General features: G+C 46.1%; 21 protein-coding genes and 1 tRNA gene. 6 read left to right on the top strand and 16 right to left on the bottom strand.

The window, feature by feature from the left end; all coding sequences use genetic code 11:
• Positions 1-10: 10 nt before the first annotated feature.
• The 8 genes from HMPREF9446_RS08760 to HMPREF9446_RS08725 form a co-directional block, all read right to left on the bottom strand.
• Positions 11-625, bottom strand: a complete 615-nt coding sequence (locus HMPREF9446_RS08760) for an ApeA N-terminal domain 1-containing protein (RefSeq protein WP_009125231.1) — start codon at positions 623-625, stop codon at positions 11-13.
• Positions 609-2,216: a hypothetical protein gene (locus HMPREF9446_RS08755; protein WP_245532260.1), complete on the bottom strand. Its 1,608-nt coding sequence runs from the start codon at positions 2,214-2,216 to the stop codon at positions 609-611. The genes HMPREF9446_RS08760 and HMPREF9446_RS08755 overlap by 17 nt, the downstream gene beginning before the upstream one ends.
• A gap of 88 nt (positions 2,217-2,304) precedes the next feature.
• Positions 2,305-3,582: a phage integrase SAM-like domain-containing protein gene (locus HMPREF9446_RS08750; RefSeq protein ID WP_009125229.1), complete on the bottom strand. Its 1,278-nt coding sequence runs from the start codon at positions 3,580-3,582 to the stop codon at positions 2,305-2,307.
• Positions 3,583-3,712: 130 nt separating this feature from the next.
• Positions 3,713-3,786: transfer RNA gene (locus HMPREF9446_RS08745), tRNA-Ile, on the bottom strand.
• A 91-nt stretch (positions 3,787-3,877) separates the two neighbouring features.
• Positions 3,878-4,189: a DUF4491 family protein gene (locus HMPREF9446_RS08740; protein ID WP_009125228.1), complete on the bottom strand. Its 312-nt coding sequence runs from the start codon at positions 4,187-4,189 to the stop codon at positions 3,878-3,880.
• 39 nt (positions 4,190-4,228) lie between these two features.
• Complete coding sequence (locus tag HMPREF9446_RS08735) at positions 4,229-4,693, bottom strand: Lrp/AsnC family transcriptional regulator (RefSeq protein ID WP_009125227.1); 465 nt, start codon at positions 4,691-4,693, stop codon at positions 4,229-4,231.
• Between the two features lie 186 nt (positions 4,694-4,879).
• Complete coding sequence (locus HMPREF9446_RS08730) at positions 4,880-5,743, bottom strand: FKBP-type peptidyl-prolyl cis-trans isomerase (RefSeq protein ID WP_009125226.1); 864 nt, start codon at positions 5,741-5,743, stop codon at positions 4,880-4,882.
• An 18-nt stretch (positions 5,744-5,761) separates the two neighbouring features.
• Positions 5,762-6,355, bottom strand: a complete 594-nt coding sequence (locus HMPREF9446_RS08725) for an FKBP-type peptidyl-prolyl cis-trans isomerase (protein ID WP_009125225.1) — start codon at positions 6,353-6,355, stop codon at positions 5,762-5,764.
• A gap of 194 nt (positions 6,356-6,549) precedes the next feature.
• On the opposite strand from HMPREF9446_RS08725, the gene HMPREF9446_RS08720 reads away from it, so the two are divergent.
• Complete coding sequence (locus tag HMPREF9446_RS08720) at positions 6,550-7,248, top strand: SIR2 family NAD-dependent protein deacylase (protein WP_009125224.1); 699 nt, start codon at positions 6,550-6,552, stop codon at positions 7,246-7,248.
• A gap of 275 nt (positions 7,249-7,523) precedes the next feature.
• Here HMPREF9446_RS08720 and HMPREF9446_RS08715 read toward each other — a convergent pair whose 3' ends face one another.
• On the bottom strand, positions 7,524-8,270 hold the full coding sequence (locus HMPREF9446_RS08715) for a glycosyltransferase family 2 protein (protein WP_009125222.1): 747 nt from the start codon (positions 8,268-8,270) through the stop codon (positions 7,524-7,526).
• Positions 8,263-9,528 carry a glycosyltransferase family 4 protein gene (locus tag HMPREF9446_RS08710; protein ID WP_009125221.1) on the bottom strand — a complete coding sequence of 422 codons (1,266 nt, stop codon included), beginning with the start codon at positions 9,526-9,528 and terminating at the stop codon, positions 8,263-8,265. Before HMPREF9446_RS08710 ends, HMPREF9446_RS08715 begins: the two co-directional genes overlap by 8 nt.
• Positions 9,529-9,645: 117 nt before the next feature.
• On the opposite strand from HMPREF9446_RS08710, the gene wecC reads away from it, so the two are divergent.
• Positions 9,646-10,845 carry a UDP-N-acetyl-D-mannosamine dehydrogenase gene (gene wecC / locus HMPREF9446_RS08705; RefSeq protein ID WP_009125220.1) on the top strand — a complete coding sequence of 400 codons (1,200 nt, stop codon included), beginning with the start codon at positions 9,646-9,648 and terminating at the stop codon, positions 10,843-10,845.
• Between the two features lie 101 nt (positions 10,846-10,946).
• Complete coding sequence (wecB, locus tag HMPREF9446_RS08700; protein WP_009125219.1) at positions 10,947-12,095, top strand: non-hydrolyzing UDP-N-acetylglucosamine 2-epimerase; 1,149 nt, start codon at positions 10,947-10,949, stop codon at positions 12,093-12,095.
• Between the two features lie 20 nt (positions 12,096-12,115).
• Here wecB and HMPREF9446_RS08695 read toward each other — a convergent pair whose 3' ends face one another.
• Genes HMPREF9446_RS08695 through metG form a run of 6 tightly spaced genes read right to left on the bottom strand, consistent with a single transcriptional unit; the run spans position 12,116 to position 20,066 of the window.
• A complete protein-coding gene (locus HMPREF9446_RS08695) occupies positions 12,116-13,330 on the bottom strand; it encodes a glycosyltransferase family 4 protein (protein ID WP_039968844.1) in 1,215 nt (404 codons plus the stop codon).
• A gap of 21 nt (positions 13,331-13,351) precedes the next feature.
• Positions 13,352-14,482 carry a glycosyltransferase gene (locus HMPREF9446_RS08690; RefSeq protein ID WP_009125217.1) on the bottom strand — a complete coding sequence of 377 codons (1,131 nt, stop codon included), beginning with the start codon at positions 14,480-14,482 and terminating at the stop codon, positions 13,352-13,354.
• Positions 14,479-15,657: a glycosyltransferase family 4 protein gene (locus tag HMPREF9446_RS08685; protein WP_009125216.1), complete on the bottom strand. Its 1,179-nt coding sequence runs from the start codon at positions 15,655-15,657 to the stop codon at positions 14,479-14,481. The genes HMPREF9446_RS08690 and HMPREF9446_RS08685 overlap by 4 nt, the downstream gene beginning before the upstream one ends.
• A 2-nt stretch (positions 15,658-15,659) precedes the next feature.
• Positions 15,660-16,577, bottom strand: a complete 918-nt coding sequence (locus HMPREF9446_RS08680; protein WP_009125215.1) for a beta-1,6-N-acetylglucosaminyltransferase — start codon at positions 16,575-16,577, stop codon at positions 15,660-15,662.
• On the bottom strand, positions 16,574-18,019 hold the full coding sequence (locus tag HMPREF9446_RS08675) for a lipopolysaccharide biosynthesis protein (RefSeq protein WP_009125214.1): 1,446 nt from the start codon (positions 18,017-18,019) through the stop codon (positions 16,574-16,576). Before HMPREF9446_RS08675 ends, HMPREF9446_RS08680 begins: the two co-directional genes overlap by 4 nt.
• Positions 18,020-18,023: 4 nt before the next feature.
• Positions 18,024-20,066: a methionine--tRNA ligase gene (gene metG / locus HMPREF9446_RS08670; protein WP_009125213.1), complete on the bottom strand. Its 2,043-nt coding sequence runs from the start codon at positions 20,064-20,066 to the stop codon at positions 18,024-18,026.
• Between the two features lie 163 nt (positions 20,067-20,229).
• On the opposite strand from metG, the gene HMPREF9446_RS08665 reads away from it, so the two are divergent.
• From HMPREF9446_RS08665 to HMPREF9446_RS08655, 3 genes are all read left to right on the top strand, one after another.
• Positions 20,230-21,075, top strand: a complete 846-nt coding sequence (locus HMPREF9446_RS08665; RefSeq protein WP_009125212.1) for a PepSY-like domain-containing protein — start codon at positions 20,230-20,232, stop codon at positions 21,073-21,075.
• A gap of 253 nt (positions 21,076-21,328) precedes the next feature.
• A complete protein-coding gene (locus HMPREF9446_RS08660) occupies positions 21,329-21,895 on the top strand; it encodes an RNA polymerase sigma-70 factor (protein WP_009125211.1) in 567 nt (188 codons plus the stop codon).
• A gap of 90 nt (positions 21,896-21,985) precedes the next feature.
• Positions 21,986-22,918: a FecR family protein gene (locus tag HMPREF9446_RS08655; RefSeq protein ID WP_009125210.1), complete on the top strand. Its 933-nt coding sequence runs from the start codon at positions 21,986-21,988 to the stop codon at positions 22,916-22,918.
• The last annotated feature ends 202 nt before the right edge of the window (positions 22,919-23,120 follow it).

The following is a 23,120-nucleotide window of genomic DNA, read 5'->3' as shown; positions in this document are numbered from 1 at the left end:
TAAGTATGCACTAAATTAATTCCGCCAACAGGTTAATATAAGTATGTTGCCTTATATTAGGTGAAAAATAATCACCAACATAATTTACTCCTCCTTCTATCTTTATTGTTGTATTATCATCTATTGACACACTATTAATAAGTACACTTTTTGATTTAAATGATATTGTTGTTGTTGAAATATCATTATCATCTTTATCAATAGATATTGTTGTTGTTAAAGCACATGGAGAACACCAATAACTCAATTCTGGAATGGTTATATATGCTTTATAAAAACATTTTTGTTTGAACTCATCAAGATGTTTTCCTATAATAAGGAATTGACAACTATATTTCATAATTGGGAAAGGACAACCAAAATTCAAACTTCCAGAGGGATGACAATTTACTAATGTAATTTCTTCTGAATTAGAGGTTAATCCATGAATAATATCTTCAGACTTTGACGAAAAAAATGTATCAATAAAGTCTTTCTTAGAATCAAAGGTTCCTATCAATTCTAATAATATTTTTTCATTAGGAATGTAAGTTAATACACCTGCAATAGTCTCATTGGGATTATTAGGTAACCACCAATAACCTTTGCATTCTAATTTTTCATTAAAATTAATTGTCTTGCCCATTTCTATACTCTCCCCATCTCTCTATTTTTATAAACGGAATATATCCTATTGAATCGGAAAGTTCTTGAATCATTATTTCTTTCACAAAACTTTCATACTCCATTACTGTACAAATTGAATCATGAATGGTAAAAATAGGGACTTGTTGATTACCTTCCTCCCAAATCCTTTTACAACATCTATGTAGAATTATTTCACTTTCTATACTCTGTAAAAGGCAAGATAATGCTGTGTGGTCATCTTTTTTGGTGAGTTCTATTAGTTCATAAATAGGAAGGAAATTCATTTTAAAATATTTCTTGTATGTTGGCATATATCTATTTTTTGAGAATAGAGTAGTAAGTATCATAACTTTAATATCATCCCTGCTCAAATTAACCCTTTGAGTATGGTTGATAATTTGAATCATATATTCATAAATCTCTCCATGAGATGCTTTCTGTATGTATTCACTTAATGTAGAATCATTCCAATCTAAAAATGAAACATAAGTTTTGATTTCCTCTAATTGTTCTTCACTAAATTTATCTTGCACATTTTGGGGGAGTGTACCTATATTAAGAGGTATATCAGAATTTTTATCCCAAAATCTGGGGTTTAATAATAAGCAAAATAAATAAGGCTGACTATTAGAAATATCAATATTAACTAATGGAGCACCATTGTAATTTAAAAATCTACGGTATATCTTTTGCAAATTGGTTATTACTGAATGTAATCTATGAACATTAGTATCAATGGAAACCTTGTAATCTCCAAGAGCAATACTATTAATATTATATAGTGCTGCATGATACTGAGTAAGAGGATATTTCCTTTTAACAAAGTTGCCATGACTTTTGTCTCTATTTATATCCCAATACTCTCTACCTTTATTGAACTTATCTTGCATAATAGTATGAGCATAATTTACAGCAGCTTGTTCATCTATATGTAGTTCTTTTGTGTCATACCAATATGTTAAATAAGGGTAACTCATCACTGTGTTAGGTATAAATTTGCCATCTTCTTCACTAAATACTTCTGATGGAATAGTTTTTACTTCTCCTTGAAAGGCTGGATAATCATATCTCACCAATGATGCATTTTCATATCTTTCAGTGAACTTATACCCTATAGACTTTTTCCCTTTAATATATTGTCCATCAGTACATAATACATCAGTTGATACAAGGTAGTTAAGATAGGATAGATAGTCTTTGAAAAAACTCCTGATAAGGGTGGAATTGATAAAAACATAGCCATCCTCTGTTATTGAATCTTTATTTTTAGCAGGTCTGGAACTAACAAGACTCATGATATAGATAAGTCTATCCTTATCAAATACTGCACCAACAGTGCCATTCAAATTAACCGATTTTATATGTCCTGCATTATCTACAATAAATTTGTAATCTGTCAAAGGATAATTTACTAAATGAGCATCAATATCAAAGTTACTTGGTATCATAGCAAAATAACCAGAATATTTGAGTTGAATACCTAAAGAGCTGACAATAGTATGTATAGGTTCCAAAGAAGCAAAATAATTTTGAAGTTGATATTTTCTCTGTAACCACTTCTTTTCTATAAAATCTACCTTACAATCCATATCCATTATGTTAGGAAATTATTGATATAACAAAAATAGTAAAGAATCTCCATAATCCAATAAACCATAGAGATTCTTTTAAACCTACTTACTTCTGGAGACCACTGCCAAACACATATTTAAGAACTTTAGAATTAGCTTCGTTCTCAATCTTAAAGTCTCTTTCAATGTATATATCTGTGACTTTCATTGCTTCATCTATATGGTTGAGGGCTGAATGGACTGTGTATTTGTCTATGCCTACTTTGTTGACTGCTAAAGTAGCCCATGAGTGTCTTGCTGCGTAGTACTCCAAATCATCAATGTGTAGAATCTCACCTATTTGTTTTAGACCATAGTTAATGGCTTTGTTGAAGCTGTCAGGAGTAGTGTAGTGCAGATAGAAGTTGAATACTCTCCTGCCTGTCCTGTCTCTGTATTTTTCAAGCAAAGGTTTGATGATTGGTAATACCTTGACTTTCATCTTGGCTTTGTCATTTCTTCTATCTGTAGTTTTGGCTCTATAATAGGTGATAACATCATTATTTAGGTCTATACAAGAGTATAAATCAGCAGAGTTCATACCTATTAAGCCAAATGATAAAATAAAGCAGTCCTTGGCAAGGTTAAATCTTCCTTTTTTCTCTCTCCCCTTAGCATCAAGCTGGTAAGGCATTTGATATATTTTCAAAATTTCTTTTGCAGAGATTGCCCTTTTTCTTGTGGCTTCCTGCTTAGGAATTTTAAAATTTTCAAAGGGAGAGTGTGGGATTAGTATAATATCCCTGTCATAGTCATTGTATGTTCTTGTAGCTTCATTGAATAAGTGCCTGATACTACCAAGATACAAAGAGACTATTCTGTTAGATGGGATTCTTTTGCCTTGTTTCTGGAGCATCCTAATTTTTTCCTCTCTCTTTTTAATAAGATGGTCCATAAAACCACGTAGTACAGAAATTGTTAGTTGGTGAATATTTAACTTGTCTGTTCCAAGAAATTTCACAAAGGCATTTATGGCAGATGTGTAGTTCTCAACTCCTTTGATGGTTGCAGAAGCAATCCATTCTCTGCTGAACTGAATGAAGTCTATTTCTTGTGATTTTCTTTGTTCTCCCTTCAAGTGAGCCATAATATCCCCCAAGGTATAATTGTTTATATCAAGTTGTAGTTTAGCACTTATCTCTTGATAATGTCTTACTATGGCATCTGCCTCTTGAATGAATTTGGGGTTCTTTAATTTGAATGATTTGGTTAAATCTTCCTGCCTAACAAATATATTAGTAGCCAGCCTTTTGACCTCTCTGTTGTAGGTCATTCTAATCTTTACATTATAAGTACCATCACTTTTCTGTTTACTCTTTAGTACTTCTGCTTTGAATGTCAGCATGTTATATCCTTTAATTTGGGAACAACTATGGGACAACAAACAGCTATTTAAGCATTATTTTAGGTAAGATTTACATCTGTGTAGACAAACAAAAACTCCTGTAAACTTTTTATTTACAGGAGTTTATCAGTGGACCAGCCTGGGCTTGAACCAGGGACCTCCAGATTATGAGTCTGTTGCTCTAACCAACTGAGCTACAAGTCCGGTGTATCCTTGCTTGGATAGCGGGGACAAAAGTAGCGTTTTCTACTGATATATGCAAGGATTTCAAATAAAAATCCTTATGATTTTGTCCTTAAAACTTATAAGTACGTTTTGGGTTCTTGGGAAACCAGCCTTTTTTTACCCGTTCCTCTTGTTCAAAGACCTCTTTGATGGTCCAGAAGGAGGAGAAGGCAAATACTCCCAAGAGGGAAGCCAGCATGATGTTTTCCGTACAGAGGGAGGCGATGAGGCCACCGATTCCCAAAAACAGGAAAATCCACCAACACTTGGTGCCCCAATAGTACTCGGCCTTTACGACTACGGGATGAAACAAGCCGATAATGAGAAACGTGCAGATGCCGATGACAAGTCCTGACAAATGATATTCGTTCAAAAAATCCATTTTTATTGTAGTGAGCTATCGGTTATAATAACTCGGTTTTTACTTTTCAGGACAAATAGGTATCTCTTTCTTGATGCTCTGCTCCAAAGAAATTAGCGTTTCAGTGGCAGTGACACCCGGGATTTCCTGCATCTTGTTATTCAGCAGATCCATCAGGTGCTCGTTGTCGCGTGCATATACTTTGGTCAGCATGGTGTATGGACCGGTAGTGAAATGACATTCCACAACTTCGGGAATCTTTTCCATCTCGGTCACTACCGCTTTGTACATGGAACCTTTCTCAAGCTTGATTCCTACATACGTGCAGGTTCTGTAGCCCAAGGACTTGGGGTTGACATGGTAACCGGAACCGATGATAACTCCTAAGTCAATCAAGCGTTGTACGCGTTGGTGAATGGCAGCACGTGATACACCGCATTCAGCAGCTACATCCTTAAAAGGAATACGGGCGTTTTGGGAAATGATTTCCAAAATCTGCCGGTCAAGATTGTCTATTTTTTCCATAATAGTAAATAAGTAAAGTTCTTATTGTTATCAAATAGTAAGCAAATATAGAACTTTATTTTAATTTATCTATGAAAAGGGAAGAAAAAAAGCGGAAAAGATAAAAAAGAGGCGGACAAGACTGATGATTTTGATTCATCTGTCTTGCCCGCCTCAAATAACGTTCTGATAGAAAAACGGGGCGGATTATTTCTCGATGCCCAGCAGTTCTACTTCAAATATCAACGTAGAATACGGTTTGATTTGGCCGCCGGTTTCTCTTGTGCCGTATGCCAGGTCATAAGGGATGTAAAGTTCCCACTTGGAACCTACAGGCATCATGGTCAGAGCCTCTGTCCAGCCTTTGATTACTTGGTTGGCGCGGAATGTAGCAGGCTCATTGCGCTTGTAAGAGCTGTCGAACTCGGTTCCGTCAATCAAAGTACCCTTGTAGTTTACCTTCACTTTGCTGCTGTCGGCGGGGATGGCACCGTTGCCTTTCGTGATAATTTTATACTGCAAGCCGCTCGGAGTTGTTACAACGCCTTCCTTGGCTTTGTTTTCAGCCAAGAATTTCTCGCCTGCAGCTTTGTTGTCAGCGTATTTTTCAGCGTTTGCTTTTTCCTTGATGGCGTCCATTGAAGTCTGGGTAAAGGCACGGGCTTCTTCTTTGCTCATCACGCCTTTGTTGATTACACCTGCAACGAAACCTGCCAACAGATTTTCGCGGCTGATGGTTTTTGTAGAATCTGTACCGAAGATCTGCTGGTTGAGACCTTCTACCCAACGCTTGCTTACCATTTGTCCAAGTTGGAGACCGGCGATGTATGCGGCATCTTTCTTGCCCAGTTTGGTGGCGCCTTCATTGAAACCTTTCAGGAAATCTGCCATTTGGGTAGAGTCGATGCCCTGTTGCATGAAATACTGTTCAATACCTTCAGTCTGTGACATACCGAAAGCGTAGGACAGTGAGTCAACGTCTGTTTTCAGATTTGCTTTCGGACTTTGTGCAGTACAGGATGCCAGGCCGGCAGCTACTGCAAGAGCCATAAGAAATGTTACTTTTTTCATTTTGCTTTTACTTGTTTTTTATTTAGATAAAATTTTCATCAGTTCTACTTCGAATACGAGTGTGCTGTGGGGAGGAATCATTTCACCTGCTCCCTGTGCGCCGTATGCCAGGTCGGAGGGAATGTAAAGTTTCCATTTGGCTCCTTCGGGCATCAGCTGCAGGGCTTCTACCCATCCCGGTATAACCTGGTTCACGCCGAAAGTGGCGGGTTGTCCGCGTTTGATGGAGCTGTCGAACAGGGTCCCGTCAATCAAGGTGCCTTCATAATGACATTGCACCTGGTCGGTTGCCTTGGCGTAGTGTCCTACATTTCCTTCGTTGATGACCTCGTATTGAAGTCCGCTGGGCAATGTGACGACGCCCGGGCGTTTTGAGTTCTCTTCCAGGAATTTTTTGCCGGCCTCGATGTTGGCGGCATTCATTTTCTCCTCCAGTTCGGCGAAGTATTTATTTACTATATCGCGGGCTTCGGTGTGGCTGATTGCCGTCTGGTTGCCCTCCAACACGTCTTTGATTGCTTGTGCGAAGTCATCTACTGCGATGCCCTTAGCACCCATGCTTAAAAGATTCTGACCTATTCCAAGGCCGATAGCGTAACTGAATTTATCCATAAAATGATTTTGTTGGCGACCGGAGTGATTCTTTTCCAGTCTGTTGCAAATTAACGAATGGCAAAAGTAAGTCTTTTATTTGAATGATAAGACTTTTCGTTATTTAATTTTTCTTATTTATGTACCAACTTGAGCTATCTTTTGTATTTTTGTGAGAGAATGTAATTAATAATAGTAAGGGGAGGAGTAGGGAAATGAAGAACTTGGTTATTTTGTCCGGTGCCGGGATGAGCGCCGAAAGTGGTATCAGTACCTTCCGTGACGCAGGCGGATTGTGGGACAAGTATCCGGTGGAACAGGTGGCTACCCCCGAGGGGTATGCCCGCAATCCGGAATTGGTCATCAACTTCTATAACGAGCGCCGGAAGCAACTGTTGGACGTTGAGCCGAATGCAGGACACGTTGGAATTGCCGGGCTGGAGAAGGATTTTAATGTAACTGTAGTAACCCAGAACGTCGATAATCTGCACGAACGGGCGGGAAGCGCGAAGGTGATACATCTGCATGGGGAGCTGACGAAGGTCTGTTCCAGCCGCGACCCTTACAACCCGCACTTCGTCAAGGAACTGAAGCCGGAGGAATATGAAGTGAAACTGGGCGATAAGGCGGGTGACGGTTCACAGCTCCGCCCGTTCATCGTATGGTTCGGCGAAGCGGTGCCCGAGATTGAGACGGCCATTCGGTATGTGGAGAAAGCAGCTATTTTTGTCATCATCGGCACGTCCATGAATGTGTATCCGGCGGCTGGGCTTTTAAACTACGTGCCGCGTGAGGCAGAGGTTTATCTTATCGATCCGAAACCGGTGGATACGCATTCCATGAGGAAAATACATGTCATTGGGAAAGGGGCTTCGGAAGGGGTTAAGGAGCTGCGGCGGATATTACGGCCTTAACTAAGTCAACCCATTCTACGGATTGGAAAGGAAGCAGCCAACTGGAAGCGTCAAGTTCAGAAGCTATTTCCTTATATTACAGGACTCTATTTTGCCAAAGCTTGCCATCCTTTTGGCAAAGTTTTGCCACCGCTTTGGCAAAGAATTGCCACCGCTTTGGCAAAACTTTGCCAACGAATAGGCGAAACCTTGCCACCGAACAGGCAAAACCTTGCCGATAGGACGGCAAAACGCAGGCAAATTAGAACGGTTTTAGTTTGTAGTTTAGAGCTCTTTTACTTTTTCAATACCGCCCGCAGTACGAACCATGCGTGATGTGCCGTTGTGCTGAGCCATCCATAATGCCGCGCCATGATGCGGAAGCGTTCCCGGAGCGATGCTTTCCGGTTCTGTGTAGTTATTCCCTCTTCCAGATAGTCGATGATGGTAAGATGGGTATTGTGCAAAGTCCGTGCTTTTTTCATTACACGGATGCACCAGTCAAAGTCTGCGGAAAAGCGGTATTGCAGGTCGTAGGGTTCCACCAGGGAAGTTTTGGCGAAGAATGCCTGGTGGCAGACCAGCATGCCCTGCTTGAAACTTTTCCAGGTAAGCGCTTGGGGGGCCGAGAGGCGGCGCATGCGGAGGAAATGCCCCTCCTTATCTACCAATGCCGTTTCACCGTACAGGATGTCGGGCAGTTCTTTTCCGGTGATGGAGTGCACCATCTGTTGCAGGGTATCGTCTTCGTGAAAACTGTCGCCGGCGTTGAGAAAGCAAAGATAATCTCCCGTTGCCAGTTTGATACCCTTGTTCATGGCGTCATACAAGCCCTTGTCCGGTTCGCTCACGATGCGGGAGATATGTTCCTTGTAGCGGTTGATGACGGAAAGGGTATTGTCTTTGGACGCACCGTCCACAATGATATATTCCACATGGTGGTAAGTCTGTGAGATAACGCTCTGGATTGTATCTTCCAATACCGCTTCGGCGTTATAGGTCACGGTGATGACGCTGAATTTCGGTGTAAGATGATTATGCATTTCTTCCGGTCACTTTATTGTAAAGGTCTATATACTTCTTGGCAATGGTACTCTCCGAATAATGGGTGACGGCTTTCCGGCAGGCTTGTTCGGAAAGGTTCGGATAATCCGGGTCGGTCAGCGTCCAGTAGATGCCGTTGGCAAAGTCTTCAGATGACTTGTACTGTGCCACGTATCCGTTGTGCAGATGGTCTATCATCTCCGGGATGCCGCCTACGTTGAAGCCGATGCAGGGGATGCCGCAAGCCATGGCCTCCATGATGGTATTGGGCAGGTTCTCTTCCAGAGACGGGGTGACAAAGATATCTACGGCGTTGTAGATATCCACGAGTTGGTGTTCGTTAGTGACGAAATCCAACGGATAGACCTTGAAAGGCAATGAGTTTTCCAGTTGCCGGGCATGGTTGCCGAAGACTGCCACGCCCAACTGCTCCTTCAGTTCGGGATGTTTCTCCGCCAGTAGCCTGCACGACTCCATCAGGTAATCAATCCCTTTCCGCTTGTCTGTGATCTTGACGGAGCCGAACAGCATGAGTTTCTTGTCCTGCGGGAGCAGGCATTTGCTGCGGGCGTCTTTCTTGTTGCGGGGCTTGAAGAGGTTGGTATTGATGGGATTGGGAATGCATGTGATGGAATGCCCGCAGAAAAGGGCGCTTTTCCGGGCACGCTCTTCCAGCCAGTGGCTGCATGTCACGAAGCTGATGTGCCTGCCTTTATACAAGTCCTGCTTTTTCCGGAAGATGCGGTAGGAGAGGTCCCTTCTGCTCCCGCCGCCATGGATGAAGGGGCAGTTGTGGCATTCTTCCTGATAGCTGGTGCACTCGCGGGCATGATGGCAGATGCCGGTACACGGCCACATGTCGTGCATGGTCCAGACCACGGGCTTGCCGGATGCAAGGATTTTCTCGATATTTTTCAGTGACAGCATTCCCTGGTTTATCCAATGGAGATGGATGACGTCCGCTTGCTGGAACTCGGGCAGTGTGGTGATGTCCGTACCCGTGTTGGCTATATCTACGGCAAAGATGTTGTCCTTTTTGAAACGGTTGGCTTTCCAGATGACAATACGTTCCCACACGAACTTCCAGACCATGCGCCAGTTCTGGTTCAGTGACACGACGGTAATCTGGTCTGTCTGCTTGTCGCGTACCAGCAACTTGGCCTTGATGCCGTGGTTTTTCAGTGATTCCATGAGGCGGCTGGCGGCGATGGCTGCTCCGCCGATACGTTCGGACGTATTGATTAATAGTACTCTCATTGTTCTTTTAAGGATCTCGGAATGTTGATGCAAAAGTAGTGGTTTTCGTGGAGAAACGGTGCAAAGTCACATATTATTTGTACTTTTGCGGCACTTATAAGTATAGATTGTCAAGATATGAAGAAGGTTGTTTTTTTAGGCTTGGGATACATCGGTCTGCCTACGGCGGCAGTCGCTGCCCATCACGGTTACGAGGTGGTGGGAGTGGATGTGAATCCTGCGGTTGTGGAAACTGTCAACCAGGGAAAGGTGCACATTGTGGAACCGGACCTGGACAAAATTGTCAAGGAAGCTGTGCAAAGCGGGCGTCTGCGGGCCGTGTCGAAACCGGAAACTGCCGATGCTTTCTTCGTGGTGGTACCCACTCCTTTCAAGCAGAACCACCGTGCGGACGTCACATACGTGGAGTCGGCTACGCGCGCCGTCATCCCTTGCTTGAAACCGGGAGACTTGTTTGTGATTGAATCCACCTCTCCGGTCTTCACTACCGAGCGTATGGCTGACTTGATATTCCAGCAACGTCCCGAATTGAAAGGCCATATCTATATTGCCTACTGTCCCGAGCGGGTCTTGCCGGGCAATACGCTTCATGAACTGGTGCACAATGACCGTGTAATCGGGGGGATCAACCCCGAATCCACCGACAAGGCTGTGGAGTTTTATTCAGCCTTCGTACAGGGCAGGCTGCACCGTACCAATGCCCGTACGGCCGAAATGTGCAAACTGACGGAGAACTCTTCGCGTGATTCCCAGATAGCCTTTGCCAATGAACTTTCCATGATCTGTGACAAGGCCGGCATCAATGTATGGGAGTTGATAGAGCTTGCCAACAAGCATCCCCGCGTCAATATCCTGCAACCCGGTTGCGGTGTAGGGGGGCATTGCATAGCCGTAGATCCCTGGTTCATCGTTTCCGACTATCCCGAACAGGCACAGCTCATCAAGCGCGCCCGCGAAACCAATGATTATAAGGCCGACTGGTGTGCGAACAAAGTACTGGAATCTTGCCAGCATTTCGTCGAAAAGAACGAACGCGAACCGGTAGTGGCCTGCATGGGGCTTGCCTTCAAACCGAATATCGACGACCTTCGCGAATCTCCGGCCAAGTACATCGCTTCCCGCATTGTCAGCGAAAGCCGTGCCGACGTCCTGATTGTGGAGCCCAATATAACATCCCATGCCAGTTTCCACCTTACGGACTATAAAGAAGCGTACCGGAAGGCTGATATCATTGTGTGGCTTGTCCGGCATACTCCTTTTGTGGAGCTTCCGCGGGATGCGGAGAAGCTGGAGCTTGATTTCTGCGGTGTCCGATGAGCTTGCGGCAACAAGGTTTCCAACCACGATTGCTTGGATATATATAAGAATCTTAAAATGACAGAGAAACTTAAATAGCGCCCTGGGGGGAGGCTTCAATTATGAAGAAAATATTGTTAGTATTCGGGACACGCCCCGAAGCCATTAAGATGGCTCCGTTGGTCAAAGCCCTGCAAAAGGACACCGCCCGTTTTGAGACGAAGGTCTGTGTCACTGCCCAGCACCGTCAGATGTTGGACCAGGTGTTGGAAGTCTTCGAGATTACTCCGGAGTATGACTTGAATATAATGGCTCCCAACCAGGATCTTTATGACATCACTTCCAAGGTGCTGCTGGGACTGCGTGACGTGCTTAGAGACTTCCGTCCGGATGTAGTGCTTGTGCACGGCGACACCACCACTTCGATGGCTGCCTCGCTTGCGGCTTTCTATCAACAGGTTCCCGTAGGACATGTAGAGGCGGGGTTGCGTACTTACGACATGCTTTCTCCCTGGCCCGAGGAAATGAACCGCCAGGTTACCGACCGCATCTGCACTTATTATTTTGCCCCTACGGAAAGATCCCGCCGGAACCTTCTGCGTGAGAATGTGGAGGCCGGGAAGATATATGTGACCGGCAATACCGTTATTGATGCCTTGTTGATGGCGGTGGATATCATTGCCGGAAAGCCGGGAGTGCAGGAACAGCTGCATGAGGAACTCCGGGCGAAAGGATATACCGTGGGCAATCGTCCTTATATCTTGATGACCGGGCATCGCCGGGAAAATTTTGGAGATGGTTTCCTGCATATCTGTAAGGCCATTAAAGAGATTGCCGCCTTGCACCCCGAACTGGATATCGTATATCCGGTACATTTGAACCCCAATGTACAGAAGCCCGTCTATGAGTTGCTTTCCGGTCTGGAGAATGTGTATCTGATTTCACCGCTCGATTATCTGCCTTTCATCTACGCCATGCAGCACTCCATGTTGCTGCTGACGGACAGTGGAGGCGTGCAGGAGGAAGCTCCTTCTTTGGGAAAGCCTGTTTTGGTGATGCGCAATACCACGGAACGCCCCGAGGCTGTAGAGGCTGGAACGGTGAGGCTGGTGGGTACCGATGCGGCGACTATCGTTGGAAACGTGTCGGAACTGTTGCGGAATAAGGATATCTACCGCCAAATGTCCGAAACACATAATCCGTATGGAGACGGAAAGGCTTGCGAACGGATCGTAGAAGCGCTGGCCGGGGGCATGCAGGCAGGCTGTTGATATGGCTTCATGCAGAAAGATCACTTCCCGGACAGCTTCTTCATTTCCTTGAACGCCTCCAGGTACCGTTCGCTTACGGTTTCTATGTTTATCTTTTCCCGGATAATTCTTTCGGACTCCCGGCCCATTTCCTTGCACCGGGCGGGGGAGGCGAATAATGTTTCTATTTTTTCGGCCAGACTTTCCGCGTCGCCCTCTTGGAAGAAAAGCCCGTTTACTCCGTCGGTAACGAGATCCCGTTCCGTACCGTCGCATACGGAACAGAGTACAGGCAGGCCGTAGGTCATGGCATCGTTGATGGAAAGGCCTCCCATGCCGGCCAATACATAGACAGTCGATTCATTCATATAAGCTCCCAGCTCTTTGGGGTCATAGACTGCGCCAATGAAGCGGATGGTCTCCTTTGATAGTTTAAGTTCTTCCGCCTGCCGTTTCAGGTTGTTCAGTTCGGGGCCGTCCCCTACTATGACCAATTCGGCGTCGGGATACCGGCTGACTATGCGGGCAAAAGCATCAATCAGCAAATCTACCCGTTTCCATTTCACCAGACGTCCGATATGCAGCAGCCGTCTTTCCGATTTCGGCAATAACGGCGCGGCAGCCAGTACGGCTTCTTTCTCGCGTAGCAGTGCTTCGGTGTCGGTAGAGTTGTAAGTAACGTGTATCTGTTCCTTTTTCACTCCGTAGGAAGGCAGGATGTCGTAGGCGGCAGTCGAGTAATTGAGGGTACCCGCTACCTGTGCGTAGCAATACTTCCTTACTTTGGCGGTGAACCATTGGCGGAGGTAGAATGCGGTGCCCCGGCTCATCAGCCGCATGCTTTCATCGTACATGGGGTTGGTGCGGAAATATTCTTTAATCCTGCCGTATGGAGGGGTCTGGAAAGGTATTTCACGGATAACCGGCCGGGTGCCGCATGTTTTCATGGCGTTTCTTAAACGTGGCTGGAAGAATATTTGCAGGAAATAGGGCCAGCCCATGACAATGATGTCGGGCTGTTCCTGACGGAGGATGTCCGGCAAGGCGGGGTAAGCACTTTTTCCATAGAACATCTTCTTCTCGGGCGTCATAAGATGCCTGTATGTACCGCCTTCCACCATCTTTACCCCTTTACCGATGGTGGCATTCCCTTTTTGCGGGGTGACGACTGTAATTTCTATTCCTTTTCCATGCAGCTTGTTCAGCAGGGCGTTAAGGTAATGCGGTATTCCACCGAATGTAAAAAGAACTTTCATATCGTGATTGGTCATTAGTGGTTAGTGATGAGTGATGAGTTCCCGGAGGGCGTCCGGCAACTTCCGGCGGCTGTGCACGGAGGCATATGATGCAAAGTTTTCCGGCTTGGGAGCACCTTCCCGGCAAAGGCGTATGATGGCTGTCCGGCAGGCTTCCGCATCATTTTCGGGTATGGCAATGCCGGTGCCATAGTCGCTGACCCGTTGGCCCATGCATGCGCCTCTGGAAACGATGACGGGCTTGCTGTAGGCGGCGGCTTTGGTCAGCAGGTTGCTGCTGCCTGTAAAGTTGCGGTAGGCGGCAAAGAGTACGTCGCTTGCAGCCACAAGCGCATTGAAACATGCTTCGTCAGGAATATGCTCCAATGAGAACAGGCAGTTGGTACGGGTATTCTCGAAGGCTTTTAATTCCCGGGTCTGCGTATCGGTCAGCCAGGATTTGCCGGCAATGAGAAAAAAATATTCTTCTTCGGGCAGGAAGGGGATGGTACCCAGAAGAAGGCTGATACCCTTGCGGGTGCCGATGGAGCCTAACAGGGAGATGATTTTCCTTCCGTTTGCCTTTTGTTGCAGGGCCTGTAGCAGAGGATATTGGTCGTTGGGCGCCGTTAAGTCTGCAAAATCCGGCATTTGACGTACGTGAGGCTGGAAAGCTTTCAGTGCATCTATGGAGTATTCGTTCAGTACTCCGATTCCACAACAATGGCGGCTGCGCAAAAAAGGGCGTACATCCGGCAGGCCCGGTTTGTGGGGCGGCAGGGCCGACTGGACGAGCAACCCGCTCCATGTATAGGGCAGCAGCCGGTTGAAGAGCATCATGGGAGCCAATGTGGGCAGTATATCATCCAGGCAGGGGAAATAAACCAGGTCCGGACGAAAATCATCCAGTTGCTTGTGTATGGATGCGAGGTTTCTCAGGCGTATGAGGGCATTCTGCAAAACCACGGCTTTCTTTTTCAGCGGTTGTCCTGCGGGCAACGGAAGCAGCGGCCGGGAGTCTATCTTCCTGAAGGAGGCTATGCTTCCGGTACCGGAGTCTTGCGGGGCAATCAGCAGTACTTCTTGTCCAAGCTCCACCCACGTGCGGGTAAATTCTTTATAGTACGTCTCCCTGTGTCCGGAGACGGAGCAATCGATCACGGCTACTTTCATTTCTTTGTCCTTTCGATGCTTTGATAGATTTCTTTCAACTTTTGTCCGGCCAGTTTGAAGTCGAACCGCCCGGCAACGGATTGCCGGATGAGTTCTTTGTCAAACTGTTCATAATTATCATAAATTTCACACATCTTTCCGGCAAGCGCCTCTACATCACCGGGACGGATGAGATAACCGCTTTCAGGAGTGATGATGTCTTCCGGTCCTCCGCAGACGGTACCGATGGCAGGCATTCCGGTGGCCATGGCTTCTATGAAGACAATCCCGAAGGTTTCTGCATGGGAGGCCAGCACAAAGGCGTCACTGCTTGCCAGCAGCAGGGCGATTTCTTCTCGGGAGAGGCGTCCTGCCAGGGTGACTTGCTGTTCCAGCCGGAGGGTGCGTATCCTGTCTTGCAGATTGGCTTGCTCTTCCCCGTCTCCGGCAATGACAAGAGATACGTGAGGACGGTTGTGAAAACTCTGCGCAAAGGCGTCCAGCAGTTCCCCGAATCCTTTTCGCTTGCTCAGGTTGCCTATGCTGACGAAGGTGAATTTCTTTTCTTTCTCCGTGCGGTGGCCGCTTTGGCGGAAAGTGCCGATATCGACAAAGTTCGGTATTACGACCGCTTTATCGGGATGTTCGAGATAGGGAGTCAGATTCTTTTTCAGCAGCGTGCCTACGCAGATAACCTTCTGTGCATTTTTGTAGGCTGCCCGCAGTGTGGCCGCTTGTCCGGGCGTCACCTTCCCGCCGTTGATGGAAGAAGCGTGTTCCGTTATCACATAAGGGATGCCGTAGCATTTATAGACCAGGTTGGCCGCGTATCCCGCCCATGTGCCGAAGTGGGCATGTATGATGTCCGGCTTGCCGTAGCGGCGGATGTAGCTGCGTACCAGCAGCAGTGTCAGCAGCGACCAGATGAAACCTCCCGCACGGGTGGATAACTTCGGGTTCCAGGCATGCATGCGCAAGGTGATGAAGGTTCCGTTGTCCTCTTCGGTTATCTGGAAATGATTCTCTTTGCAGAATGTTTTCCAGGTAAATTCTTTGGGCAGGCGTTGCTCGGTATAGGCAAGCCCCACCCTATAGCCCGACCGGGCTATCTGCATGGCTTGTTCATAGAACATATAGCCCCTGTGCGGAGGGGCTCCCGGTTCCGGGTAGTACATGGGAAGTATCAGTATATGCATGGCTATGACTTTTTTTGTGGGTTACGGATATTGTCTATTTCTTCTACAAGCTTGTCGGAAACACCGCTTGCCACTTTCCGGCAGAACATTTTGCCGGATCTCTGCAAGACGGGCCAGTCATCGGCTGTCAATGTCTTGATTGCCTTGCCGTATTCTATATAGTGTAAAGGAGTCAGTCCGGACAGCCCGGGATAGTCTCCTTCATACAAAAGAGCCTGCTTGCCGAAAGGGGAATTGAATACAATGGTCTGTATGCACAATTCGCTGGGGACAAAACTGGTCTTGAAGTAACGTGTCATTTCTTTCTCCGTACACAGCTTCTCGTAGATATACCGTGCGCAGGGAAGAGTGATTGCCCAATAGTCGGAGCCGAAGAATACGTCCGCTTTCCGGCGGGCAATCATCGTTGTGGCTTCCTTCCGGAAAGGGAGGGCTTTCATCAGATGACGGGATGCTACGATCAGCTTGTTTTTCCACCAGTTGCTTTCCCATCCTAAATCCCGGAAGAAGTGGTAATTGATAATTTTGGAGCGTTGGTCTGCATGCCTGCAGCGTGTCAGGTTCATGCCCGTGATGAATTCGGTTTCCTGATGTTCGTTGAAATACCGGTGTATTTCCTGGTTGGACCACAGAGGATAATCTTGCCCGCTGAGGCATACTACGCGTGCGTACTCCACTCCGCTGCGAAGCACTGCTGCCAGTAATTCTTTCTGGTACCCTACCTGTTCCCAGCCTCCCCAGCTTACCCGGTGTCCGGGAACAAAAGTCGCCTTGTCTTCCAGTAACTCCTTGAAAGGGCGGAGGTCTGTTTTAAGGTCGATATGGATGTAGAAATCGGCCTGGTCATTCAGTGCGCTGACCAGGCGCGCCAGATGTGGCGCATCTTTATAGGCGGACAGGATATAGGCTATGCGGTTCATGCTCTTTTTCTCTTTAGAAGAAATTCAATGCTTTCGCGGAAAATGACAGACTGCAGCCTCCATAAAATGAAGGCATATAGTCCGGCTACCAGTATGATTTTTGCAATCATGCCCAGATAAAGGTTCTCAATGGGGCGGGTGGCATAATGCGTTCCGGTTACCAAGGCTGCGGACAGCAGCAGGTAAGGGGAGAGGTCCTTCAGCATGTCATACAGCCTCAGGTTTATCTCTCTTCTGACAAATCCGAACCATACAAACAGCCAGCCGATATTGATCGCGACAAAAATGCGCAGCATCCATTCAAGTCCGTAAGGATACATGGCACAAACGGCTGTTAGCTGCAAGATACTGAGGCAGATGGCATTCCACATATATACTGAAGAATGTCCGCGGCTGATAATTAGGTTTGAGAACAAGTTGATGATGGGGATAAATGCTCCCCAGATGCATAAGAGTTGCAGAATATAAGCACTGGGCAACCATTTTGCCCCGACGGTAATGACGATGAGTTCCTTGGATACCAGGCTTAACCCCAGCATGGCCGGAAAAGAGATGAATGCTGTAAAGCGTAATAATTTGCGGAATATGGCCAGTTGGCGTGCCTTGTCGTCGGCGACACTGGTAAAGACCGGCTGTGCGATTCCGTTTATCATGCCCGTGATCAATGTATGCCCCATACCGTTCCATTTGTTGGCTTGGGCGAAGTTACCCACCTCCCGGGCGGAATAGAACTTTCCGAGCAGCACGGAGAACAGGTTGTTGTTGATGATGTTGAATATATTCGTGATGATCAGCTTGCTGCTGAAACCTATCATTTCCCGGATAGGACGGAAATCAAATTCAAGTTTAGGCTTCCATCGGGAGAAGTAAAAGTTGAGTACGGTCATGACCGTAACGAATGTAATGGATTGTGTGGCCATACCCCAATATGCGAAACCGTTGGCAGCCAGTAGGATACCTACTGTACCCGATATGCCCAGACTGGAAATGGAAATGATGGTGGTTTCTTTGATCTTCAGGTTCTTGAACAGATATGCCCGCGGTGCAATGCTCATGCTGGCTATGACAAAGCCCAGAAAGGAGAACCGGGAAAGCGGAACCAGTTCGGGTGTTTGGTAAAAGCCGGCAATCAGCGGTGCGGCAAGGAAAAGCAGTATATAGATAATGATGCTGCACAGCATGCTGAACCAGAATACGGCATTGTAGTCTTTGTGGCAAACTTCCTTCCGGTTGGTCAGCGCCGATACGAAACCACCTTCCTGCAAGGCAGACGCTATGGCGGAGAAAATGGTGAGCATGCCCACCATTCCATAGTCCGAAGCATCCAGCAACCGCCCGAGCACTATGCCGAAGGCGAGATTCAGTAATTGTTGCGCTCCGTTACTGAATCCCCCCCAGAATAGTCCTTTGGCTGTTTTTTCTTTCAGTGATGATTCGCTCATCTTGTTATTTCACCTCACTGCCCGGCTTTACCTCTTTCAACAGAGAAGTCACGGCTAAGGATCCGTCATGATTTTCGGCAGAAAGTATCATGCCTTCACTTACCAGTCCGTTCTTGAATTGGCGCGGAGCAAGATTGGCAATGAAAAGCACCTGTTTGCCTACCAGTTCTTCCGGTTTGTAGTGTTCGGCAATGCCGCTTACGATGGTACGGTTCTCCAGTCCGTCGGCAATCTTGAATTTCAGCAGCTTTTTCATCTTGGGTACGGCTTCGCATTCAAGTACGGTACCTACGCGGATATCCAACTTCTCGAATTCATCGAAAGAGATGGTCGGCTTGATGGGATTGGCTTTGTAGTTGGCGGCTTCATTGGCTTTCTTTGTAGCCAGCAGCTTATCGACTTGTGCCTGGATCACGTCGTCTTCCAGTTTCTCGAACAAGAGTTCGGGAGTACCCAATTGGTGTCCTGCGGGAAGTAAATCGGTATGGCCAAGTTCGGCCCAGTCAAAACTCTCCATGTTCAGCATCCGGCGGAGCTTCTCACTGCTGAAGGGGAGGAAAGGTTCGAAGGCAATGGCAAGGTTGGCAACCAGTTGCAACGAGATGTTCAGTATGGTAGAGACACGTGCCATGTCTGTCTTGGCGAGTTTCCACGGTTCGGTGTCCGCCAGGTATTTGTTTCCGATGCGGGCCAGGTTCATGGCCTCTTTCTGTGCATCGCGGAATTTGAATACGTCGAGCAACTTTTCCACCTCGGCTTTTACATCTTCAAATTCTTTCAGCGTTTCACGGTCATAGTCGGTCAGTTCGCCTGCGGCAGGAACCACGCCGTTGAAATATTTTTTGGTAAGCTGCAAGGCACGGTTCACGAAGTTTCCATATACGGCAACCAGTTCGTTGTTGTTGCGTGCCTGGAAGTCCTTCCAGGTAAAGTCATTGTCTTTGGTCTCGGGAGCGTTGGCGGTCAGCACATAGCGGAGTACATCTTGCTTTCCGGGAAAATCGGCCAAATACTCGTGCAGCCACACTGCCCAGTTGCGTGAGGTGGAAATTTTGTCACCTTCCAGGTTCAGGAACTCGTTGCTCGGCACATTGTCGGGCAAGATGAAACTGCCTTCCGCTTTCAGCATGGCGGGGAATACGATGCAGTGGAATACGATATTGTCCTTGCCGATGAAGTGAACCAGGCGTGTCTCGGGGTCCTTCCACCATTTCTCCCAGGAGTCGGGCAATAATTCTTTCGTGTTGCTGATGTAACCGATAGGAGCATCGAACCATACATAGAGTACCTTGCCTTCGGCGCCTTCTACCGGCACGGGAATGCCCCAGTCAAGGTCACGGCTTACGGCACGCGGCTGCAACCCCATGTCGAGCCAGCTTTTGCATTGGCCGTACACGTTGGGACGCCATTCCTTATGGTCTTCCAGAATCCACTGGCGCAACCATTCTTCGTGCTTGTCGAGTGGCAGATACCAATGCTTGGTTTCGCGCATGACGGGCTGGCTTCCACTGATGGCGCTCTTCGGGTTGATCAGGTCTGTAGGGCTGAGGCTGGTACCGCATTTTTCGCACTGGTCACCGTAAGCCCCTTCTGCGTGGCAATGAGGGCATTCGCCGGTGATGTAACGGTCGGCAAGGAAGGTCTTGGCTTCCTCGTCATAATATTGCATGCTGGTTTTTTCAATGAACTCACCTTTATCATATAACTTGCGGAAGAAATCGGAAGCCGTCTCATGGTGGGTCTCGGAAGTAGTACGGCTATATACGTCGAATGAGATGCCGAAATCCTCGAAAGACTTTTTGATAAGGGTATGATAGCGGTCCACTACATCTTGCGGAGTGATGCCCTCTTTTTTGGCACGGATCGTGATGGGCACCCCGTGCTCGTCGGAGCCTCCGATAAAGATTACGTCTTCTTTTTTCAGTCTGAGATAACGGACATAAATATCTGCAGGCACATAAACTCCTGCGAGATGTCCGATATGGACAGGCCCGTTTGCATACGGCAATGCCGAAGTTACGGTGGTACGTTTGAATTTCTTTTCCATTGTATAATATGTATCTCTTTTGTTATGAACGCTTTTATAAGCTGCAAAGATAGCGGTTTTCTACCAAATATTTATATTCTTCCAGATTCTTTCCAGATTTGGGATTCATCTTTGCCATGCGAAAACGAATAAATGAGAATTAGAAACGTAAAAACAAAAAACTATGAAACTGAAAATGTATTTTTTACTACTTGCACTGGGTGCGCTTACGCTGGCTTTCCAGAGTTGTGACGACGACGATAATGACGGAATCTCTGTTCCTGCCGAACTGCAGAATGCATTGGCGGAGAAGCATGGCAATGCCCAACGCATTGAATGGGAGACAAAAGGTACATATTATGTAGCCGATTTTTATGAAGATAATTACGAGAAGGAAGCTTGGTTTACAAAGGACGGCGTATGGCAGATGACCGAAACCGATATTCCCGGTCTGGCAGCTTTGCCCGCTGTAGTGAAATCGGCCTTTGAAAGTGGCCGGTATGCTTCTTGGCATGTGGATGATATAGACAAGCTGGAGCGTAAAGACGTGGAAACTGTTTATGTAATCGAAGTGGAACAAGGTAAGCAAGAAATGGACTTGTACTATAGCGAGAGCGGCATATTCATCAAAGAGGTAGCGGATACGGACGGTGGGCACAACTCTGAAGGCTATCTTCCTTCTGACCTTTCCGCGGCTGTCAGGACTTTTATCAACGAAAACTACCCGGATGCCCGTATCGTGGAAATGGATGTTGAAAAGGAGATGACGGAAGTGGATATCATTCATGAAAATAAAGCGAAGGAGTTGCTGTTCACACCAGACGGTACATGGGTTTCCACTTCTTGGGATGTGCGTACTTCCGACTTGCCCGGAGCAGTGACGGCAGCTGTACAGGCCCGGTATCCCGATTACGTGATCGATGACGCCGATTATGTGGAAACAAAGGAGAATGACTATTATTGGGTCGAGGCAGAACGCGGCGAGGAAGAAGTTCATGTGAAGGTGACTGCGGAAGGAGTGATTCTATAAGACAAAAGATGCATTCCTCAGAACCGGTGGATGTGTCAAGATGAATCTCAGCCGTGTAGCAAGGTTGGATTTTGTGCCACCGTTATGGCATAGTTGTGCCATAGCGGTGGCACATTTGTGCCTGCACGGTGGCACAGAATTCGCAGCGTAGCGTGGTTTAACGGTCTTAGCATGTAATATATGTGAAACGCATAAGTCTTTTTCTGAAAAATTAAGCTATCTTTGCGGGGGTGTCAATAATATATATTGTTATATGCTCGTTTCTACTGATATAACTTCATTCAACCGTTTCTTCATGGAAAACCGCCAACGGTTCATTCGGTTTGCTGCTACTTATCTTCATGATGAAGCAGTGGCTGAAGATATTTTTATGGAAGCTATCATGGGATATTGGGAAAAGAGAAGTTCTTTCAGGGAGGAGGATAACATTCCTGCCTATATACTCACTTCCATCAAGAACAAAGCTCTGAACTATCTGCGTCATCAGTTGGTAGCTAACGAAAGAAGGGCGCTGAGTGATTATGCCGAATGGGAGCTTTCTACCCGTATTGCAACTTTGGAAGCTTGCGTCCCGGAAGATTTGTTTGCTAAAGAAATCCAGCAAATCATTAATAAAGTACTTTCCCACCAATCACCCACTACGGCCCGCATCTTTATGCTAAGCCGTTATGAAAATAAGTCTCACAAAGAAATTTCCGAGTTGATGGATATGACCGTCAAAGGTGTTGAATTCCATATAGCCAAGGTCACCAAGCAGCTTCGTATAGCATTAAAAGACTATCTTATTTTCTTTCCTTTCCTGTACCGTTTATTTCAGTAAAAGTGTTTTTTTGAAAATAATCTCTTTTTTCACTAGGGGAGAATGAGATTAGCGTGTCTTTAAAGTGAAAGATACTAAAATGGTTCGCATATGAACAGAGAAACACTATATCGTTTTTTTTACGGAACCGCTACCTCAAAGGAGGGAAACGAAATACGGAAACACTTAGAAGCTTCTGATGAAAACTGGAAAGAGTTTCTGCGTGAGCGCAAACTTTTCGACGCACTTCTTTTGAACGACAACTTGGAGATTTCTGGAAAAACCCATAATCGTAATGTCTTGTCTCATAAATTTATACGGGAAGCCATCAAGGTAGTTGCCATATTCTTGTTTGCTATAGGAATTTCTTTTTTGTGGATGCAAGAATCAGATAATCAAGACTCAAAAACTGTGATTACGACATTGAATGGGCAAATGGCTAATGCAATCCTTCCTGATGGAACTAAAGTTTGGCTGAATTCCAATACCCGATTAGAATATCCGGTATCGTTTGATAGGAACAAACGTGAAGTCCATGTAGATGGAGAAGTCTATTTTGAAGTAGCACACAATACGAAAAAGCCTTTTGTGGTATATACTCCTCAACAAGAGAACGTAGAAGTAATGGGAACAAAGTTTTATGTAGAGGCTTATTCCGGTCAAAACTCTTTTGAAACAGCTCTGATGGAAGGAAGCGTAAGGGTCAATGCGGGGACTAAGTCCGTATTCCTGTTACCTCTTCAGCGCGTTGTAGTTAAAGAGGGAAGAATGTCAGTAGAGAAGATTACGGATTTGGATGTTTATCGCTGGCGTGAAGGATTGATATGTTTTAAGAGCAAACATTTCACCGAGATTATTGAAGGACTTAAAAAATACTATGGTGTAAACATTAGCATTACTGACCGCAATATCAAGAATCCTCAACTGACAGTGAAGTTTCGACTGTCGGATGGCATAGAACATGCCCTGCGCGTGCTTCAGCATGATGTTCGCTTTTCTTATCTTAGAGATGACGAAAAGAATACATTCATAATACAAAAATGACATTGTTTAACTTTATTAATCTTGTAATTGCCTATGGAATAATACTATTAGAGATACAAAAAGCCGACAAGCACTGCAATGCTCATCGGCGGTTAGAAGAAAAACATCTTTCTTTTCTGCAAAAAAGAAAAATATCAATCAAACTTAAGAACAAAGATATGAAAAAAAAATCACATGTGGATTTGCCATACGGGGAAAATCC

It is taken from the genome of Bacteroides fluxus YIT 12057 (assembly GCF_000195635.1).
Lineage (GTDB): Bacteria > Bacteroidota > Bacteroidia > Bacteroidales > Bacteroidaceae > Bacteroides > Bacteroides fluxus.
This window is presented reverse-complemented; position numbering and strand designations above follow the sequence as displayed.

Bases quoted from the DNA above. Each gene is read 5' to 3' on its own strand.
- HMPREF9446_RS08760 (WP_009125231.1), bottom strand. From the start codon at position 625: ATGGGCAAGACAATTAATTTTAATGAAAAATTAGAATGCAAAGGTTAT.
- HMPREF9446_RS08675 (WP_009125214.1), bottom strand. From the start codon at position 18,019: ATGAGCGAATCATCACTGAAAGAAAAAACAGCCAAAGGACTATTCTGG.
- HMPREF9446_RS08730 (WP_009125226.1), bottom strand. From the start codon at position 5,743: ATGAAAAAAGTAACATTTCTTATGGCTCTTGCAGTAGCTGCCGGCCTG.
- metG (WP_009125213.1), bottom strand. From the start codon at position 20,066: ATGGAAAAGAAATTCAAACGTACCACCGTAACTTCGGCATTGCCGTAT.
- HMPREF9446_RS08710 (WP_009125221.1), bottom strand. From the start codon at position 9,528: ATGAGAGTACTATTAATCAATACGTCCGAACGTATCGGCGGAGCAGCC.
- HMPREF9446_RS08665 (WP_009125212.1), top strand. From the start codon at position 20,230: ATGAAACTGAAAATGTATTTTTTACTACTTGCACTGGGTGCGCTTACG.
- HMPREF9446_RS08685 (WP_009125216.1), bottom strand. From the start codon at position 15,657: ATGCATATACTGATACTTCCCATGTACTACCCGGAACCGGGAGCCCCT.
- HMPREF9446_RS08725 (WP_009125225.1), bottom strand. From the start codon at position 6,355: ATGGATAAATTCAGTTACGCTATCGGCCTTGGAATAGGTCAGAATCTT.
- HMPREF9446_RS08715 (WP_009125222.1), bottom strand. From the start codon at position 8,270: ATGCATAATCATCTTACACCGAAATTCAGCGTCATCACCGTGACCTAT.
- HMPREF9446_RS08720 (WP_009125224.1), top strand. From the start codon at position 6,550: ATGAAGAACTTGGTTATTTTGTCCGGTGCCGGGATGAGCGCCGAAAGT.
- HMPREF9446_RS08660 (WP_009125211.1), top strand. From the start codon at position 21,329: ATGCTCGTTTCTACTGATATAACTTCATTCAACCGTTTCTTCATGGAA.
- HMPREF9446_RS08695 (WP_039968844.1), bottom strand. From the start codon at position 13,330: ATGAAAGTTCTTTTTACATTCGGTGGAATACCGCATTACCTTAACGCC.
- wecC (WP_009125220.1), top strand. From the start codon at position 9,646: ATGAAGAAGGTTGTTTTTTTAGGCTTGGGATACATCGGTCTGCCTACG.
- HMPREF9446_RS08750 (WP_009125229.1), bottom strand. From the start codon at position 3,582: ATGCTGACATTCAAAGCAGAAGTACTAAAGAGTAAACAGAAAAGTGAT.
- HMPREF9446_RS08690 (WP_009125217.1), bottom strand. From the start codon at position 14,482: ATGAAAGTAGCCGTGATCGATTGCTCCGTCTCCGGACACAGGGAGACG.
- HMPREF9446_RS08755 (WP_245532260.1), bottom strand. From the start codon at position 2,216: ATGGATTGTAAGGTAGATTTTATAGAAAAGAAGTGGTTACAGAGAAAA.
- HMPREF9446_RS08655 (WP_009125210.1), top strand. From the start codon at position 21,986: ATGAACAGAGAAACACTATATCGTTTTTTTTACGGAACCGCTACCTCA.
- HMPREF9446_RS08735 (WP_009125227.1), bottom strand. From the start codon at position 4,693: ATGGAAAAAATAGACAATCTTGACCGGCAGATTTTGGAAATCATTTCC.
- HMPREF9446_RS08680 (WP_009125215.1), bottom strand. From the start codon at position 16,577: ATGAACCGCATAGCCTATATCCTGTCCGCCTATAAAGATGCGCCACAT.
- wecB (WP_009125219.1), top strand. From the start codon at position 10,947: ATGAAGAAAATATTGTTAGTATTCGGGACACGCCCCGAAGCCATTAAG.
- HMPREF9446_RS08740 (WP_009125228.1), bottom strand. From the start codon at position 4,189: ATGGATTTTTTGAACGAATATCATTTGTCAGGACTTGTCATCGGCATC.